The following is an 18,075-nucleotide window of genomic DNA, read 5'->3' on the forward strand; positions in this document are numbered from 1 at the left end:
TTTGACCGCCTGAATTCGCTTGCGTCCTGTGCGATGGCACGTCGTCGAGCAAGGTCGTCTCACCGGAGCTTTTCGGCGCCTCAACGGGCAATTCACCAGTAGGCGTCATTTTGCTGACGGCCTCAGGCAAATCTCGCGTGATCCGGCTAATGAGCTCCTCGCGCGAAAGGCCGGTCTGCATCGAGAGGGAAGTCAGGGTGTCTTCGTCTATGGCTGCTTCCACCTCGCTTGGCTGGATCGGCTCGTTCGGCCCGGTGCCTACCCACGAATCGACCTTCGATCCTGCGCCTGTCCCTCTGAACCGGTCGAGAATATCGCTAAGCGCGGTCCCCGAACGCCTTTTGAAAGCTGATCCAGAATCCCGCCTTGCGGATCATTTGGTTTGCGATCACCCGCTCCACGGATCATGTCGCCGATCTTGTCGCGATTTTGGTATGCCAAGACGCCGAGCATCGCNTTGCGATCACCCGCTCCACGGATCATGTCGCCGATCTTGTCGCGATTTTGGTATGCCAAGACGCCGAGCATCGCGATCGCCAATTTTCCCAGGTTAGCCATTGGTACCTCCACTGTTCAATGGACAAGGGCTCAACATCACAAAAGTTCCGACCGGCGACGATCTAATTGAATAAGGGCTGGCGTATCGACACAGACGTGAGCGGTGCTTCCTAACCGGCTTGTTTCCGTTTGCGGTGCGGCTTCGGCCTCGCAGACGTTGATCGTGCAAAGCTCGTTGCCTGCCTGATCGCGCATGCGCACTAACCATCCGGTCATATCGCCATCGCCCAGATCAGCCAACAGGCCGATTCCGCAACGATCGCTTCGGCGCGAGCGGCCTCAAAACTTGGCGTCTCGGCAGGCGGAACCTGGCGAGCCTGGTCGCCGTCGCGATAGTAGAACGTATAAGCGAGATGGATCCCACGCGCTGCCTTAGAGTATGGAACTACCACCCTCATCCTTGACGGGGGTTTGGCCAAACAGCGAACATCGGCTAGGCCTAAGACGATCGATCGAGCTCGACTCGCGCGACGGCGTAGGCGCCAAGCGAGATGATTTGATCACCCAGCGATCTTGCGGAACTTTCCATGAAGTCGGGATCGGTTGCCGCCCGCTCGAACTGCTCGGCGGCGAGAAGAGCAATACGGGCGCTGCTCGGCGCATCCGAAAGCCGCACAGATTGCGTCTCGGCGGTAAGGTTAGCGACCCACAGGGCCACGCGCCGATCTTTTTCAGCTGCGATCGTGGCGACGCCGTCAGCGGCGGAAGTTCCTACGGACAGCAAGGTGGCTCCGCCGAGCTTTGAGAGACCAGCCAAGACATGGAAAGCGGGATAGACCGTTGGGCCATCCTGCTGGTCATACCATGGCTGCTCGAAATCAGCCTTCCTGTGGATTTGGCCAAAGGGGCCGGCGAAGTCACCGAATGCGACGGCCTCGGTCCCTTCCCGAGCGCAGGCCGCGATATATCCGACAGTCCAAGCCGCATTGAACAGCCCGCGCTGACGAGGATCAATGCGCGATAGACAGACGCGAGCGTTCGCTTCATTCGGCGCAGTGGATTTTCCGTATGGGTTCTCACGGCAGCCGAGCTGGATGGGACCGATACGCAGTGGCAAGCGTTCCCCCATGAAAGCATGCGCGGAGCGGATTAGATGTGGGATTGCCTGAAGTGTCTCCATCACCGAGACATCATCTGCGGCGTGCACGCTTGGACAGGTGGTGAAGGTCACGTAGTCGAGCGCTTCGGCTGGCGGACGCTTGCGGTTGAGTTCGGTGAAGTAAGCGGCCATGCCGCCGCCCAGCGCGATGCCCGGGAAAGCCCGGCGAGCGGCGGAGTAGCTTTCGTGGAAGCTGGGCATAGTCGGCCACGGTGCTCCCGGCTGTACGGATTTCATGTCCTGCGCCGGAAAGACGGAGACAGCTTCTAGTTTGAGGCCGAGTGAGTCGACAGCATCCGCGACCGGCGCCAATTCGCCGAATGGATCGCGCGTGCCCTTGGTGATAATCTCGAGGACCACGCCAGCGCCGGTCAGCCGTGCGAGCGCGGCGTAGCTTTCTAGTTCGTCCTGGCCGTGTGCGATCCGGAGATCGACCTGGCAGACCATCCACTGGGGAGCCATTCGTCGTAGGAGCTCGGGGGTTTCGAGCGCGTGCTTTCCCTCGTCGGCGGCGACGCCGACGCCAGTGCGGGGCACTCGGCCGACCGGTCCGCCGATCGTCAGGTTGATGAGTGGATTGCGATTTTCAGACGTCCCGGCAGGGAGCGTTCCTGACACGTGAAGCCGGACGGCCTGCGTGAATTTCTGGCCCCTGGGCAGTCTGTAAGGCCACGGGCGACGCAGAGGGCGGACATATGTTTTATAGGAGGCGTCAGACCAATTGCGTTGGTCCTCCATCTCAAAGGCATCACCCTCCATGGTGCATGTCGCCCAGATCCCAGGCGCGATCTCGTGCGACAACGCCCGGATGTCGGTGAACGGACATTTTGGATCGATGTGGTCCGGAAAGAACGATAGCTCGTCGTGACCATCCTCATGCAGCACCTTTATCGGCTTGCCGGCTAAGCCCTCGATCGGATGAAGGACGACGAAGCCGGTCCGATTCGTCAAAAGGTCAGTCTCGGGCTCTGCCTCCGCCACAAACGACAGCGCACCATCGCCACTGCCTGAGACGCGCGCCCGGTAAACCAGGCGGCCGGATGTTGCGGCACATGTTGCACGGTATTCAATGGCGAACGCATCCGGCCTCTCGTCGATCCGCAGATCATCGAGAACGGTGGTACATGTTCCCCAGTTTGCGTCCCGTACAAGAAACGAGATTCCGCGCAAGATCTCGATCGTCCCGATGCGGATGTAACGCAAGGCGCCATTGTCGAACGCGACCGACAATGATCCGGCGCGCAGTGTGCGCAGCGGTGCCTCGAGCTGTTCGGTGCCACACAAGCGGACTGCCAGGGAAGCTGTCGAGGTCAAATTGCCCGCTCCGTCGTGGCGTCGAAGATCGAGGCCCGGTTCATGTTGATGTCGATCGCAAGCTTCTCGCCCGGACGGCTGACATCGTGCGCCTGCAGCTCAGCCATCACCGGCGCGCCGGCCAGTCGGAATGTCGCGTAACTGCGCGAGCCGGTCGGCTGCAGCAGGTCGATCGTTGCCTCATAGCGAAACGTGCCCTGCTCCGGCATGGCAGTGTGCGCACGAGTGAGGTGTTCTGGCCTCAACCCGAGCAGCACCTGCTGTCCGTCCGCGACGCCCTTCAGCCCCCTGCCGGGCGCTAAGGGTAGCAGTGCATCTGCGAGCCGGATGGCAGCGGCGCCTGCGTCCAAGGCAAGGGTGCCTGGCAGGAAGCTCATCCGCGGCGAACCCAGGAACCCAGCGACGAACGTTGAGGCCGGGTGCTCGAACAACTCGAGTGGCGCGCCCTGCTGCTCTATCAACCCGTCGCGCATCAGCACGATACGGTCAGCCAACGTCATCGCTTCGATCTGGTCATGGGTGACGTAGATCATCGTTGTCGCAATGTCCTGGTGAAGGCGTTTGATTTCGCCGCGCATTTCGTCGCGAAGCTGTGCGTCGAGGTTGGACAGCGGCTCGTCGAACAGAAAGATGCGGGGGTTGCGGACTATGGCGCGGCCGATGGCGACGCGCTGGCGCTGGCCACCGGATAATTGGCGCGGAAAACGCCCCAGCAAGGGAGTGATGCCAAGCATGCGTGCCGCCTCGGCCACGCGCACCTCGACCTCTGGCTTCGGCATCTTGCGAGCCTTGAGGCCGAAGCCAATGTTCTTGGCCACGCTCATATGCGGATAGAGCGCATAATCTTGAAACACCATTGCCACGTCGCGATCGCGCGGCCGGAAATCATTGACCACCTCGCCGCCGATCTCGATCGTGCCTTCCGATATCTCCTCCAGGCCGGCGATGGTCCGGAGCAGCGTGGACTTGCCGCAGCCGGACGGTCCAACCAGGACGGTGAACTCGCCGTCGCGGATGTGGAGGTCAATGCCGCGCACGGCATGGAACGCGCCGTAGCGCTTGTGCAAGCCGGTAATTTTGACTTCGGCCATGCGGGAGCTTTCCTAACCGCGAACGGCGCCGAGCGTCAGCCCGCGCACCAGATGACGTTGAGCAAGGACCCCGAGGGCGATCGATGGCACAAGGGAGACGATGGCAAGGGCCGCGGCTTCCCCATATTGCGCGCCCTGGAAGCCGATGAAGGCGCGGAAGACCGTTGGCAGTGTAAAGGCAGTTCGGCTGGTCAAGATCAGAGCGAAGAAGAACTCCGTCCAGCATGCAATGAAGGCGAAGACAGCCGCCGCGACGATGCCCGGTGCTGCGAGCGGCACGGCAACGCGCCAGAACGCCTCCCATCTCGTGCAGCCATCGACGAGGGCCGCCTCCTCCATCGACTTCGGCATGCCGCGGAAATAGGCGAACATCATCCACACCGAGACCGGCAGCGTGAAGACCGTATAGGCGATGATCAGGCCGACATGAGTGTCGTAGAGCCCGACCTGGCGATAGATCAGGAACACCGGCAGCACGATCCCGATCGGCGGCAAAAAGCGCTGCGACAGCACCCAGAAAGACAGATGCTTGCCGCCGGTGTCGTAGCGCGCCAGGCTATAGGCCATTAGCGTGCCGAGCAGCGCCGAAAGCACCGTGGCCGAAAGCGAAATAATCAGGCTGTTGATGAGCCCGTCGAGACCACGATAGGCGAACAGCGCAGCTTTGTAGTGGACAAGCGTCGGAGCGGCGGGGAACCAGACAGGCGGTACGGTGAGGTAGTCGTCGCTGGGCTTGATGGAGGTGTTGAACATCCAGTAGAGCGGCCACAGCACGAACACCAGGAAGAACCCCAGCAGCAGAATTCGGCCGATCGGCAACGACCGGCGTTTCCTGCGGCGGGCGGGCGCGACGGCGGCCATCAGACCGGTTCTACCTTCAAGAGCCGACGCACCAGCAACGTCACGATGAGCGCCGTAAAGATCAGGAACAGCCAACTTCCTGCTGTTGCCTGCGACAGATGAAACTGTGTGAAGCCGATGGTATAAAGATAATAGGAGGCCGTGTAGGTTTGTGTTCCCGGGCCACCCCCTGTCATGATGAAAATGGTATCGAACATACGGATTGCGTCGAGCAGACGGAAGGTCAGCGCCAGCAGCATCATCGGCCCGAGATGCGGGAGCGTGATCGCCCAAAAAACCTGCCAGGCGTTGACGCCGTCGAGTTCTGCCGCCTCATAGAGATTGGGTGGGATTGCGGTCAGCCCGGCGAGCAGGATGACGAACATGAACGGCGTCCACTGCCAGACATCGGCGATGATCAGCGAGACGTAGAGCCACGGGCGCTCCGTCATCCAGCCGATCGTAACCTCCTGCCCCAATAGTTGCGTCAGGATATAGTTCGTCGGTCCGAAAGGCCGCTGTAAAAGCAGCGTCCAGGCTTGGCCGACGATGACCGGGCTGATGAACAGCGGCACGATCAGGATCGACATGATCACACCGCGGCCCGGAAAGCTGCGCACCATTGTCAGCGCCACCAAGAGGCCGAGAACGAATTCTATAGCGACGCTGATGCCCGACAGCGATGCTGTCAGCAACAGGGACCAACGTGCTACGGGATCGAACACGACCCGCTCGAAGTTGTTCAATCCGACAAAGGCGTGGCCCGGCACCTGGAAGTCGTAGTTGATGAAGGATACCACCAGCGAGAACAGAAGCGGATAGATCGACAGTGCCAATATCAGCAGCACAGCGGGGCCGACCAGCAGCCACTTGAAATGACGGTCTGCCCATTGAGCAAAGGCAGACAGCCGGGGCGGTGCGCCGGCTGCCTTCAAACGACGGATCGTGGCGGTGGGCTGCATAGGCGTATCCAAAATCGCCGCTTAGCGGGGAGGTGTTGCGAGCCAAGCGCCCGCAACACCGATTGCTCCAGAGAAGTCCGCCTGCCCTCAGAGGGTGACCGCCATGCCAAGTTTTTCCACCGTGTTGTCGGCGGTGGCGCCAGGCAGTTTCAAGAACTCGGTGTAGAAGCCCTTCTGCGAATCCACACCCAGTCGGTCGGTCGTCTCGTTCCACTCGGCGGCCGCCGTTTCAAGCGACGCCTTCGGATCCGCACCAGCCCACACCGCCGTGCACATGCGATCGATGCTCAAGAAGTAGTCCTGCGCGCCTGGCATGATCGGGTCGAGCAGACCGACATTTGCCGAGTTGTTGAGGTTGGCAAGGTACTCCTTGGCACTCGGGAAGAGCGCGCCGTAGAGCTCGGACTTGAAGTGCGAGATGCGGTACGGGTCGCGTAGCGCGTAGGGCAGCATGCAACGTGCCAGCGAGACGGGTGGCGAGCATACCCATTGCATGAACAGATATGCCGCCTCGGGGTTGGGCGAGTCGGCCGACAGTGCCTTGTTGTAGCCGGTGGCATGTTCCGGATTTCCCGGAACCACGGCATAGCCGACCTTGCCGGCGATCTGAGACTGCGGAATGAAGTTGATTGCCGTGGCCGACTGCGAATAGTTCGCCGCCATACGGCCGCTAGGAGGCCAGGAATAGATCATCGCGACTTTGCCGGTCAGGAAAGCCGCCCACAAGGAGACGGCGTCGAGCTCGTTGTTGCCGGGGATCGAGGCCTTGTTTGCGGCGAGCATGTTTGTCAGCGTCTTGACGCCGGCATCCGAAACCAAACCTGCCTTCATGTCGTCGCCGAAGAGTTTTCCGCCGTTGGCCCGGTACTGCTGCAGAAAGTCGAACTGATTGCCGGGGCTGCCTGCCTTGCGGAAATGTCCCGCGCCATAGACCTTTGGCGCCATCTGGTCGGTGATGAACTGGGCGATCTGGGCATATTCTTCCCATGTCTTGGGCGGTCCAAGCTTGGCGTTGAACTTCGCCTGGTAAGCCTCCATCATTTTCGGATCCTCGAAAATGTCCTTGCGGTAGTAGAGAGCGAACATGTCGCCGTCGTCGAAGAACCCCCAGATCTTGCCCTTGTAGGTCGGCAGCGCCTTGTACAGGGGATGATAGTCCTCGAGGTCTGCCGGGTTCATGTATTTGGCGATGTAGTCGTCTAGCGGGGCGATGACGCCGCCATCGGCAAGCGACGGCGTCCAGGCCGGCGAGATGTCGAGGACGTCATAGGCACCCGAGCCGGCGATGTGCTCGGCGACTGCCTTGGAGTACTGGTCCGGGTTCGACAGCTCGACGACATTCGACTTCATCCCGGTAAGCTGCTCCCACATCGGCCCACTGAAATTGCGCGGGTCGAGTGCCTGCAGGCCAGCCTCGTAGGTCATGTTGAGGGTGACGCCCGAATGCGCCTTGGCCGCCTCCGCCGCGCGAAAGGCGGAACCGTCCGCAGGCCCTTCCTTCGATGCTTTCAGGGCTGCGGCCTGCGCCTGGCCGAGCGGCGACGTGCCGTCCGCCAATTCCAATGTTTGCTGCGCCAGCGCCCAATCGGTCATCATCCCCAGCAGCGGGCCGGACACGGCCAACATGCCGGTCATCTGACCGAAGCGGGTGATGAAAGTTCGGCGGGTGGTTTCGCCGCGCATGAAGGCGTCGACCTCTGCTTCGAGACCTGCCTGAAAGTCACGTTTTTCACGATCGTTCATAATGCTTGGTCCTCCCATTTTCCTTTTGCTTCACTCGTCCGCCGGCGCAGCGGTCAAGCATTTCCTCCCGTAAGGTCGCCGCAAACAGGCCGCGGCGGCGCGCCGAAAATCAGTGTCCTCCTAGGTTCCAAAGCGGGCGGCGAGCCCAGACAGCCTGGTCTTCCACAGCTCGCTCGAAAGCACCTCGCGATTGACCATGCCGCGCGGCTCGCGACCGCGCTGCACCTCCATTACCGCTTTGACGTCCGCGGCACCGTTGCCGGCAAAGCACTGGTCGGTCCAGCAAAGCGCGTGCGGCGCCAGGATGACATTGTCGAGTTTGAGGATCGCATCGTCTGCGTCGGGAGGCTCTTGTTCCAGCACGTCGAGACCGGCGCCGGCGATGCGGCGCTCCTGCAGTGCTTTCGTCAGCGCTTTCTGGTCGACGATCGGGCCGCGCGCGGTGTTGATCAGGTAAGCTGTCGGCTTCATCAGGGCGATCCGCTCGGCATTGACGATGTGGTGGGTCTGGGGCGACAGGGGGCAACTCACCGACAGCACGTCGGCGCGGCGAAACAGATCCTCCAGCCCTACCAGCTCGACGCCCAGGTCGGCAGCGACCCCCTTGTCGGCAAACGGGTCATGGGCGATGAATTGCATGTCAAAGGGCCTCGCCAAGCGGAAGACCTCGGCACCGATGTTGCCGATGCCCAGCGACCCAAGCGTACGCCCGACGAGGCCGACCCCCATATGTTCGGAGCGCTTCTCAAAACCAACAGACCCTTTGCGGGTGAGCGCGTCCTTTGTCAGCAGCTTGCCGGTCAGCGCCAGCATGAAGGTGATGACGGATACGGCGACGGGCCGTCGCACGCCATCGGGCGTGATGACCAAGGCAATACCGGCTGCGGTGCATGCCTCAACGTCGACAGTGTCGTAGCCGACCCCGAAGCGGGCAACGACGGCCAGGCGGCCGCTCCTGGGGACACTCGTGGCATCGAAACGATGGGCGAGGAGGATGAGCGCATCGAAATCCTCAAGTTGGTCGGCGCGAAGCGGACTGTTTGACTCCAGGAACACCATCTCGACACCTGTCGCATTGCGCAGCGGCTCCAGATCGAAATCTGGGTAGGTCGGCGAGCCGTCCGGCTTGCGGAAATCACCGGAAAGCGCCACCCTGAATTCTACGCCGTCCATCGTCTCCTCCGCTCCTATTGGCACCCGGCCCGGATCTTGGAAACCGCGTCGGCGATCGCGTCGTGCAGGACCCAAACGTCGCCTGAATAACAAATGAAATCGAAGCCCTGTGCGTAGAACTCGTGTCCCTGGGCGACGTTGGGCACCAAGCGTCCAAGCGATTTGTTGTGCTTTTTGGCGGCGGCAACGATTTTGGCCATTGCAGCAGTGAAAGTGGGGTGGGCGAAGTCGCCAGGAATGCCGAGCGAGACGGACAGATCGAAATGCCCGACCCAAAGACAATCAACCCCGTCCAGTCCCGCGATGCCGTCAATGTTCTTGACGCCGTCGGCGGTCTCGATCAGGCAGATGAACGTGGAGCGCTTGTTGGCGGCCTCGAATTTATCAGCGACCGAGCCTGGGCGGTAGCGGTCATGAGCGATCTGCAGCGCCACACCGCGGGCGCCGGCAGGGTGGTACTTCATGGAGTTGATGATGTGCTGCGCCTGTTCGACGCTGCTCACCATCGGCGCGATCAGGCCTTCGGCGCCCATGTCCATGGCGCGGGCGAGGAAATGGTAGTCCTGCGACGGCACACGCACCATGACCGGCAGATCGGCCGCCTCGAAATAACGGATCGCACTCTTCAGCGTTTCCAAGCTAAATCCCGAATGCTCCATGTCGAAAAAGACGAAATCGCAGCCAGCGGACTTCAGGATGTGACCGATTCCCGGCGTGGCGAACTCGGCGACGAGCGTGCCGAGCTTGACCCGCCGGTGAGAAACTAACGCCCTGAGACTTGGCTCCGACATGCACTTCCTCCCGTTCGCCCCAATGGGGCAATCCGCCTACGTTCTCTTCAATGCGTGGCCTCAAGAACGAGGTCGCAGGTCGTCACCAACTTGGTCACGACGAGCGGCGCGCTCCGCGTATTGAATTCGTCGAAATGAGCGGTGCGGCAATGGTCCTCGAATGCGGCCTCGCTATCGTAAATTTCATAGAGCAGGACCCGATCCGGTTCGCCACGCGCCTCCGTCACGTCAAAGCGGCGGCAGCCGGCCTCGGTGCGCATCGACGCGGTTGCATTGGCGTCGACAAGTTCTCGGAACCTGTCCCGGGCATCAGGCCTCAGGCGGAAATCGACCCAGACGACAAATCCGGTCATCACTTGGGCCTCGCAAGTTGCAGATACCGCTTGGCCACATATTCGAGATGGCTGCGCATGGCCGTCTCTGACGCGTCTGGATCGCGCGCGGCGACGGCCTCGAAGATTTCGCGATGAGCCTGGTAAGCCTTGCGGTCTTCACCCTTGGCCAATGTGGTGCGACGCTGTTCGAGCAACCATTCAGCCAACGCCGCGTGAATAGCTGTAAAGATCCGATTGCGGGTGATTACCGCCAGCACGTAATGGAAGTCTACGTCCGTGCGCTCGAAGCGCGCCAGGTCGCCGATTGATTGACGGTTGAGTTCGAGCGCCTCCTTGAGGCTCTCAATGTCTTCCGGGGTAGCATGCACAGCGGCGTTGCGGGCAAGGCCGACCTCGAAAAACAACCGCGCGCTCTGGAAGTCGTGAACCCCTCCCGGCGCCGAAATCATGTGCCGAGCCGGCCCTGCAAGGGCGTCGATCACGAATTGAGGAGTGGGTCGAGTGACGCGGGCACGCTCCCCCGATTTTACCTCGACAAGGCCCATTTTGCTCAGATGCAGCAGCGCCTCACGGATGGAAGGCCGCCCTACCCCGAACTGCCGCATGAGTTCCCGTTCAGATGGGAGACGGTCGGCTTCGGCCAACTCTCCCTCTCGGATCATCCGCTCGAGGTGCGCTGCCACCTCGTCCGAAAGCTTCCGCTGTTTGATCAGAACTCCGATCATGTGGCATACCTGTTATACCAATCAGGTACGTTATGATCCCATAGCACCCCTTGTCAACGAGATCTAAGCATCCGGTGGCCGGGCCCTTAAAGCACTCCGTCGTTGTCGAGGCGTCCTTTGCGACGCCTTCAATGTCTTCACGAAGATTTCAGTAACTTGCGGGAGAGCGAGCACAATCTGCTCGGTGTTCCGATCGGGAACGGTCTTCGAACCCTGGGTCGGTGGTCAGTTTGAACCTGCGGTGTGGACCCCAGGAGTGCCACCGGGCCGTGTGCTGGCCGAGACCTACCCAACCGCCTGCTTATGAGCTGGGACATGAGCCCTCGATGGCAAGTAGACCTCGACCTGAGCAAGATCAGCGAATGGAAGCGGGTTCACAGCCGAGGCGGAAAACGCGAACTCTCGCTGCTGGACCCCTTTGGCAATACGCCTGCTCCATCTCGTAATCTTTTTCCCCGCCGCAATGTCGCAAAGGAAGGGATTGTCGGGTTAGTCCCCTCTACGCTCCAGAGCGCTCGTCACGTTGTGCTCATCCTTGTGCGGTTGGCGGCCGCCGCTTGAGGATGCGCATTTGAAACTGTCTCAAGATCATTTTAGTCCTGAGGGGCCTCAGGCGGGGGCGCTTGCCATTTAGTTATCGTCACCTGCGCATGTCGAACCCGTACTCGGCGCCAATCTACGCGCTGGCCAGTTTGCGACATGTGGTTTCGGCGATCCGCTTTCAGTGCGACGGTCATGCTGGACGGCTGATATGAGGCGCGTTCCCGCCTGGCAGCTTAGGGGCAGCAAGCAGGACGTCGGCTTTCTTGCCTCGACCTGGCCTAAGCAGTCATTCAATTCGTGGCCTCAAGCAGCTCATCCACGCTCCTCCTGACGCGGCGTGCCATCCAGCCGATCTCGGGCTGATGTGCGTGGACGGCAGTCGTCCTTTGACCACCGCTTCTGGCGGCGCCGATTGGCGAGCCGCCTCGCCATCATTAGCTATGGAACGGAAAAGAAACCATTCAGCATCAGACTACCGCTTTTCGACGCACCTTTTCGAATATGTCGGAACGAGCGCTTGTCGCGCAGCCCACGATGCCCCCCATTGGTGAACCGGTTCCATGAAGAGTCTGACAATACGCCACCGCATCCTCGTCAGTTTCGCAGCCGTTCTGGTGGTCATGTCCGTGATAGCCCTCATCGCGTACGCCTGGTTTCTTCAGGCGGGGGAGGAGGCGACTGAGGTCGAGAGGGGCATCCTTCCGGACCTTTATCACAGTACCGAGATCATGACGGGCCAGATGGCGGCCCATAGTCTGCTTCAGGAATATGCCCTTCAGGACAACCCGTCAGACAGAAGCACGGTTGAAAACGCGATCACGACCAATCGCAACCAGGTGCAGCGGTCGATGGACGACTATGAGGCAACGATCGTCTCCGATATCGACAAGCAGAATTATGCAGCCGTCAAACAACTCGCCAACCAATTCCGTCTGGCTGAAACTGCTGTGCTGGAAACAAGCCGGGCTGCCTTGTCGAAAGGTGAAACTCCCAATGAAAGCCCAGCTATCAAGAACGAAGTAGAGCCGATCTTTGTAAAATTGCAGTCCGCTCTGCAGGCCATGGTTGAGGATCACAGAGGCGAGGCAAACAGCGCGACGCAGCGGATCAGCTCTATCGTCAGAACGGCCGAAGTCGGTTTGAGCGTTGGCTTGTTGATAGCCCTCGGGCTAGCCCTTCTTTTGGGTTACCAGCTGTTTCGCGCCATTACAGGTCCGCTCACCCGTTTGGTCGACGCGGTTCAATTGATGCGGCAAGGCGACTTCAGCGAACGGCTCGATCTGAGGCGCCGAGACGAATTCAGCGTGCTTGCCGACGGCTTCAACGCAATGGCGGACGATCTCACAACCCTCATTGGTCAGGTTCAAAGGTCCAGCATACAGGTCGGCACGTCGATAACTGAGATCGCCGCCACCTCCAAGCAACAGCAGGCAACTGCGACTGAAATCGCAGCGACCACAACAGAAATCCGAGCGACAGCCAAGGAAATCTCCGCCACATCAAACGAACTGGTCCGCACGATGAACGAGGTCTCCACAGTTGCCGAACAAACCGCTGCCGTGGCTGGCGGGGGGCAAGCGGGGCTGACCCGTATGGAAGAAACCATGCAGCAGGTCATGGAAGCGGCTGGCGCGATCAATTCCAAACTGGCGATCCTGAGCGAGAAAGCCGGCAGCATCAATCAGGTGGTGACGACCATCACCAAAGTGGCCGATCAGACGAACCTGTTGTCGCTCAACGCTTCCATCGAGGCGGAGAAGGCAGGCCAATATGGCCGGGGTTTTGCAGTGGTGGCGACGGAAATCCGAAGGCTCGCGGACCAGACAGCTGTCTCCACCTACGATATCGAGCAAATGGTCAAGGACATCCAGTCGGCAGTCGCGGCCGGGGTGATGGGCATGGACAAGTTTTCCGAGCAGGTCCGTCGGGGTATGCAGGACATCCAGCAGGTCGGCGGGCAACTCTTCGAGATCATTCAGCAGGTTCAGGGGCTGGTGCCACGTTTCGAAACCGCCAATGAAGGCATGCAAGCACAGGCGACCGGCGCGGGTCAGATCAGCGACACGCTAACCCAGCTAAGCGAGGCAGCTCAGCAAACAGTCGAGTCCCTTCAGCAATCGACGCTCGCGATCGACGAGCTCAATCAAGTCTCAGGCGGCATGCGAAGTAGCATATCGAGGTTCAAGCTACGAGCATAGCGAGCCGGCAGTAGGAGGTGACAATGCTATTCCTCGCCTTCAGCATGGGTCCGGATCGCTACTTGATCGATGTCCACAAAATTGAAGAGGTGCTGCCCTATATCGACGTGAAAGTTCTTCCGGGTGCGCCAACTGGTGTGGTGGGTTTGGTCAGCTATAACGGAATACCCATCCCCCTGATCGATGTCACCCTTCTTGCGCTTGGCCGACCATCGGAGCGCCTGTTGAGCACCCGGATCGTTGTGACGCGCTATCCGGCGGATGATGGCGAGCGACGCCTGCTGGGGCTGATCGCGGAACGGGTGACGGATACGATCGAGCGAGACCCGGCCGATTTCGCGCCGTTCGGACTGGAACCAGGAACCCCGCCCTATCTTGGGCCGGTGGCTTCCGATGGTTTGGAGATCATTCAGTGGGTCAAAGTGGAAGCGCTGCTTTCGGAAGAGATTCGTACCGCTTTGCTCCGCCAGGCGGCAATTGGTGATCAATGACCGGAGCAATAGAAAAGCTCCTGACGGAAACCATTGGACTGGACAGTGCCAGCGTTGGTCCGACAGTGGTTCGTCAGGCGGTCAGAGAACGGATGGAAGCATGCCGGATAACCAACCCTCAGGCCTATAGGCAACACTTGGCCGGTTCCTCGCAGGAGCTGCAGGAGCTGATCAATGCGGTGGTGATCCCAGAGACCTGGTTCTTTCGCGACCGAGAAGCGTTCACGATGCTGGCGCGGCATGCGCGCGCGCACAAGCCTGCTCAGCCGATAAGAATCCTGAGCCTGCCATGTTCAACCGGCGAAGAGGCTTACTCGGTCGCCATGGCCATGTTCGATGCCGGCTTTGAGGCACATGAGTTCAAGATCGATGGCGTGGACGTCAGCAGCCGCAATATCGCGACGGCTGAACACGCCATCTATGGCCGCAATTCGTTTCGCGGCAGCCATTTAGAATTCAAGGATCGCTATTTCGAAGCGGCCGAGGGCGGGTTGCGGCCTGTTGCTGGGGTGCTGAAACAGGTTCGGTTCATGGTAGGAAACTTGTTCGGTTCTCACGCGCCTTTCGGGCAAGAGGTCTATGACATCCTGCTTTGCCGCAATTTGCTGATCTATTTCAATCGAGAGCTGCAGGATCGCGCATTGATCTGCCTGAAGGACCTGCTGGCCAAAGACGGACTTCTTCTGGTCGGTCCGGCGGAAGCAGCTCTTCCAAGGGTGCATGGCTTTCTTTCCGCTGAATGGCCATTGGCCTTCGCCTTTCTGAAATCGGAGCCCGTCAAGACCACGGCGCCGAAGGTTTCGGCCGCCGTCCCGGTGCGGACGCCAAGCCCTAAGGTCAACAAGAGCGAGCCTCTTCGTCCGTTCCGACCGACAATTGGCAATGAAGGCCGCGGGCAGGCTCCGGCCAAGCCGCTTGCACGCGCCTCGGAAAGCCTCATCGCGGTTGAACGGATCGCCAATGCAGGACGCGTAAAGGAGGCACAGGAGGTCGCCCTGGCGCATCTCAGGGAGTTCGGTCCTTCCGCAGAAATCTTCTACCTGCTGGGCCTCGTCCAGGATGCGGATGGTTCTGCACCCGAAGCCGCGCAAAGTTATCGCAAGGCGCTCTATCTCGCGCCAAATCATCGAGAAGCTCTTGTCCATCTGGCCTTGCTGCTTAGCAAGCAAGGCGACCATAACGGCGCCGAGGCGCTGGCCGGCCGGCTGGGTCGGGTCCAGAAAAGGAGCGGCAGTTGATGGCGGCTTCGACAAGGATCGCTCAGCCGGTGGAGCAGATCGAAATCAACGACTGCTGGCGGCAAATAGGCGTACGGGGTGACAAGTCATGTCCGCTACTAGAGCAGCATCTCCACTGCCGCAATTGCCCGACCTACAAGAAGATCGCACGACGCCTCCTCGACCGTGCAGCTCCCTCGGCATCTCGCGACGAATGGCCTGACAACGCTGGTCGTGCAGCGATCGATTCGGCAGACAACGACGCGCTGCAGACGGCCGTTCTCTTCCGTTTGGGGGAGGAATGGCTGGCACTTCCAGTCGGTATTTTTCATGAAGTGGCTGAATCTCGTCGCGTTCATTCACTTCCACATCGCAGGAACAGTGCACTGCTCGGCATTGCGAATGTCCGTGGTGAATTGCTCATTTGCCTTTCCCTGGCCGAATTGCTCGGGATAGACGAGCGCAAGGAAGGGGAACAAGGCACACGAACCAAGGTATTTCGCCGCCTTGTCGTGGTAGGCGAGCGCGACAAGCGGGTTGCTTTTATGGTTGATGAGATCCACGGCTTACATCGGTACCAGGAACGCGACACTCTCGCTGTTCCGGCCATGATTGGCAAGGCACTGTCGGCCGCTACGGTTGCCGTGCTGCCATGGCAAGGACGAGCCGTTGGCTGTCTCGATCCACGACAACTGCTCACGATGCTGGATCGGAGCATCGCATGACAGATGAAGACTTCAGCCAGGTTTCGATGCTCAGCCTCTTCCAGGCCGAACTGGAGACGCAGTCACGGGCTCTAACCTCTGGACTTCTGGCACTCGAACGCGATCCTATCGCCGCCGACGCCCTGGAAGCATGCATGCGTGCCGCGCATTCTCTGAAAGGAGCTGCCCGCATCATCGACCTGATGCCCGCAGTCAAAGTTGCAAATGCGATGGAAGACTGCCTGGTCGCAGCGCAACGCGGGCATCTGAGGGTGCGACGGGAGCATATAGATGCGCTTCTGCAAGGTTCTGACCTTTTGAAATTGATCGCATCGGGATCATCGAGCGAGAGCGCCAACTCAGAAGTCGAAACCTTTCTCGCGAAGTTCGAGGGGTTGTCCCTCCCCCAGGCAAAGCCCGGGCCCCAAGATTCTGCAGCTGATTTCGCAACTCCAGATCACGCCCAGGAGCAACTGGCGACGACCTCTTCAGCGAACCTCCTCGTTGGGGCGGTACCGCAAGCCCACGGCAGCATCGGCTCTGATAGAATGGTTCGGGTGACGGCAGACAGCCTGAACCGATTGCTCGGGCTGGCTGGCGAGTCGCTGATGGAAGCTCGGCGGCTCAGGCCATTCGCTGACGGGCTGCTACGGCTGAAGCGACTTCAATCGGACCTCGCAAGTGCGTTCGACAATCTTCATGCAGTGCTGCCGCCGGTTTCAAACGATGCGGCGGTGGTGGAGGCGCTGGCTGAAGCGCAGCGAAAGCTTCGGTTGAGCCAAGCGTTCCTGGCGCAGCGTTTCGATGAGTTGGATTCAGTGGATCGGAAAGCGACCGATCTTGCCAACAGATTGTACGACGAAACGTTGGCGAGCCGGATGCGGCCTTTTGAGGACGGCGTGCGACACTATGCGAGAATGATCCGCGACCTCGGTCGTACCCTTGGCAAGCGGGTGCGACTGGAGATCGTAGGCGGCTCGACCGGCATCGACCGCGATATCCTCGAGCAGCTCGATGCCCCTTTGGGGCACCTTCTGCGCAACGCTGTAGACCATGGGCTTGAACCGCCTGAGGAGCGCCTCGCGATGGGCAAACCCGAAGAGGGGCTCATCAGGCTCGAAGCGAGGCACAATGCCGGGCTGCTGCAGATAGCCGTGGTGGACGACGGCAGGGGGATAGAGCTCTCGAAGCTGCGCGAGACCGTCGTCGCCCGGCAACTTGCAACCAGGGAAAGTGCTGAAACACTCAGCGAAAGCGAATTGCTCGCATTTCTGTTTCTGCCAGGCTTTTCCATGAAAGCGGGCCTTACCGACGTCTCAGGTCGCGGTGTGGGGCTCGATGCAGTGCAAGCCATGACGAAGGAAGTCCGGGGAGTCGCAAGCGTCTCCTCAGAATTTGGCCACGGAACCCGATTTCAACTGCAATTGCCGCTGACATTGTCGGTCCTGCGCACGCTGCTCGTCGATGTCGATGGAGAGCCCTATGCTTTTCCACTCGCTGCCATTTCCAAGACTTTGAAACTGCAGCGGACGGAGATCAACGTCCTGCAGGGCCGGCCGCATTTTCGATTGAACGATCGACAGATCGGGCTGGTCACCGCTCGCGAGGTGCTCGATCGAGGTGAGCCCGGATCGGAACCGAACGAACTATCGGTCGTCGTCGTGGATGCGGGTCGGGGCGATGCGTACGGCCTGATCGTTGACCGTTTTCTCGGGGAACGCGAGTTAGTGATCAGACCTCTCGATCCACGGTTTGCCAAGATCAAGGACATCAGCGCAGCGGCCCTGATGGAAGACGGTTCGCCTGTTCTGATCTTCGACGTCGACGATCTGATCCGATCGGTGGAAAAGCTTGCATCGTCCAGCGGATTTCGAGCTCTTCGGCGCGCCGCGGGCGGTCCCGAAGCGAGCAGGCGCAAGCGCGTGCTCGTGATTGACGATTCACTGACGGTTCGCGAACTCCAGCGCAAGATGCTCGGCAATTACGGTTATGAGGTCGAAGTGGCGGTAGACGGCATGGACGGGTGGAATGCCGTCCGGTCTGGTCCTTTCGATCTCGTCGTCACCGACATCGACATGCCTCGCATGGATGGCATCGAGCTGGTGAGTTTGATCAGAAAGGACGCTGATCTCAAGAACACACCCATTATGATCGTTTCATACAAGGATCGGGAAGAAGATCGCGCGCGCGGGCTCGACGCAGGTGCGGACTATTATCTGACCAAGAGTAGTTTTCAGGACGAGGCGCTGATCCATGCCGTCGTGGACATGATTGGCGAGGCGGCTGAATGA

At 60.2% G+C, this 18,075-nt stretch carries 16 protein-coding genes; 5 read left to right on the plus strand and 11 right to left on the minus strand.

The features are described 5' to 3' along the window. The 11 genes from X751_RS1000000168560 to nanR all read right to left on the minus strand — a co-directional run. Positions 1 to 313: YidB family protein (locus tag X751_RS1000000168560; RefSeq protein WP_348524573.1), on the minus strand; the 313-nt coding region annotated here is incomplete at its 3' end. 281 nt (positions 314 to 594) lie between these two features. After that, positions 595 to 798 carry a hypothetical protein gene (locus tag X751_RS1000000166705; RefSeq protein WP_156936346.1) on the minus strand — a complete coding sequence of 68 codons (204 nt, stop codon included), beginning with the start codon at positions 796 to 798 and terminating at the stop codon, positions 595 to 597. Positions 799 to 997: 199 nt separating this feature from the next. Continuing rightward, entirely contained in the window at positions 998 to 2,971 is a 1,974-nt protein-coding gene (locus X751_RS163315) for a hypothetical protein (protein WP_023743574.1), read from the minus strand. After that, positions 2,968 to 4,062, minus strand: a complete 1,095-nt coding sequence (gene ugpC / locus X751_RS163310; RefSeq protein ID WP_023705660.1) for a sn-glycerol-3-phosphate ABC transporter ATP-binding protein UgpC — start codon at positions 4,060 to 4,062, stop codon at positions 2,968 to 2,970. The genes X751_RS163315 and ugpC overlap by 4 nt, the downstream gene beginning before the upstream one ends. A gap of 12 nt (positions 4,063 to 4,074) precedes the next feature. Next, positions 4,075 to 4,923 carry a carbohydrate ABC transporter permease gene (locus X751_RS163305; protein WP_023827582.1) on the minus strand — a complete coding sequence of 283 codons (849 nt, stop codon included), beginning with the start codon at positions 4,921 to 4,923 and terminating at the stop codon, positions 4,075 to 4,077. Beyond that, positions 4,923 to 5,864 (minus strand): sugar ABC transporter permease, encoded by a 942-nt coding sequence (locus X751_RS163300; protein ID WP_023743575.1) that lies wholly within the window; start codon positions 5,862 to 5,864, stop codon positions 4,923 to 4,925. The genes X751_RS163305 and X751_RS163300 overlap by 1 nt, the downstream gene beginning before the upstream one ends. An 87-nt stretch (positions 5,865 to 5,951) precedes the next feature. After that, complete coding sequence (locus tag X751_RS163295; protein ID WP_023682276.1) at positions 5,952 to 7,607, minus strand: extracellular solute-binding protein; 1,656 nt, start codon at positions 7,605 to 7,607, stop codon at positions 5,952 to 5,954. A gap of 120 nt (positions 7,608 to 7,727) precedes the next feature. Beyond that, a complete protein-coding gene (locus X751_RS163290) occupies positions 7,728 to 8,780 on the minus strand; it encodes an NAD(P)-dependent oxidoreductase (RefSeq protein WP_023743576.1) in 1,053 nt (350 codons plus the stop codon). A 14-nt stretch (positions 8,781 to 8,794) separates the two neighbouring features. Further along, positions 8,795 to 9,571 (minus strand): aldolase/citrate lyase family protein, encoded by a 777-nt coding sequence (locus tag X751_RS163285; RefSeq protein ID WP_023749392.1) that lies wholly within the window; start codon positions 9,569 to 9,571, stop codon positions 8,795 to 8,797. Between the two features lie 47 nt (positions 9,572 to 9,618). Next, the gene (locus X751_RS163280; RefSeq protein WP_023743577.1) at positions 9,619 to 9,924 is read right to left on the minus strand and encodes a putative quinol monooxygenase; all 306 of its coding nucleotides are present in this window, start codon (positions 9,922 to 9,924) and stop codon (positions 9,619 to 9,621) included. Next, positions 9,924 to 10,631, minus strand: coding sequence for a transcriptional regulator NanR (gene nanR, locus X751_RS163275; RefSeq protein WP_023743578.1), 708 nt, complete (start codon positions 10,629 to 10,631; stop codon positions 9,924 to 9,926). Before nanR ends, X751_RS163280 begins: the two co-directional genes overlap by 1 nt. Before the next feature lie 1,103 nt (positions 10,632 to 11,734). Here nanR and X751_RS163270 point away from each other — a divergent pair. Genes X751_RS163270 through X751_RS163245 form a run of 5 tightly spaced genes read left to right on the plus strand, consistent with a single transcriptional unit; the run spans position 11,735 to position 18,075 of the window. Then, a complete protein-coding gene (locus X751_RS163270; RefSeq protein ID WP_023743579.1) occupies positions 11,735 to 13,372 on the plus strand; it encodes a methyl-accepting chemotaxis protein in 1,638 nt (545 codons plus the stop codon). Between the two features lie 23 nt (positions 13,373 to 13,395). Then, on the plus strand, positions 13,396 to 13,863 hold the full coding sequence (locus X751_RS163265; RefSeq protein WP_023700505.1) for a chemotaxis protein CheW: 468 nt from the start codon (positions 13,396 to 13,398) through the stop codon (positions 13,861 to 13,863). Further along, on the plus strand, positions 13,860 to 15,101 hold the full coding sequence (locus X751_RS163260; protein WP_023734098.1) for a protein-glutamate O-methyltransferase CheR: 1,242 nt from the start codon (positions 13,860 to 13,862) through the stop codon (positions 15,099 to 15,101). The genes X751_RS163265 and X751_RS163260 overlap by 4 nt, the downstream gene beginning before the upstream one ends. After that, positions 15,101 to 15,805, plus strand: coding sequence for a chemotaxis protein CheW (locus X751_RS1000000165025; protein ID WP_081726107.1), 705 nt, complete (start codon positions 15,101 to 15,103; stop codon positions 15,803 to 15,805). The genes X751_RS163260 and X751_RS1000000165025 overlap by 1 nt, the downstream gene beginning before the upstream one ends. Continuing rightward, complete coding sequence (locus tag X751_RS163245; protein ID WP_023669442.1) at positions 15,802 to 18,075, plus strand: hybrid sensor histidine kinase/response regulator; 2,274 nt, start codon at positions 15,802 to 15,804, stop codon at positions 18,073 to 18,075. The genes X751_RS1000000165025 and X751_RS163245 overlap by 4 nt, the downstream gene beginning before the upstream one ends.

The sequence above is a fragment of the Mesorhizobium sp. LNJC394B00 genome (genome assembly GCF_000502555.1).
GTDB lineage: Bacteria > Pseudomonadota > Alphaproteobacteria > Rhizobiales > Rhizobiaceae > Mesorhizobium.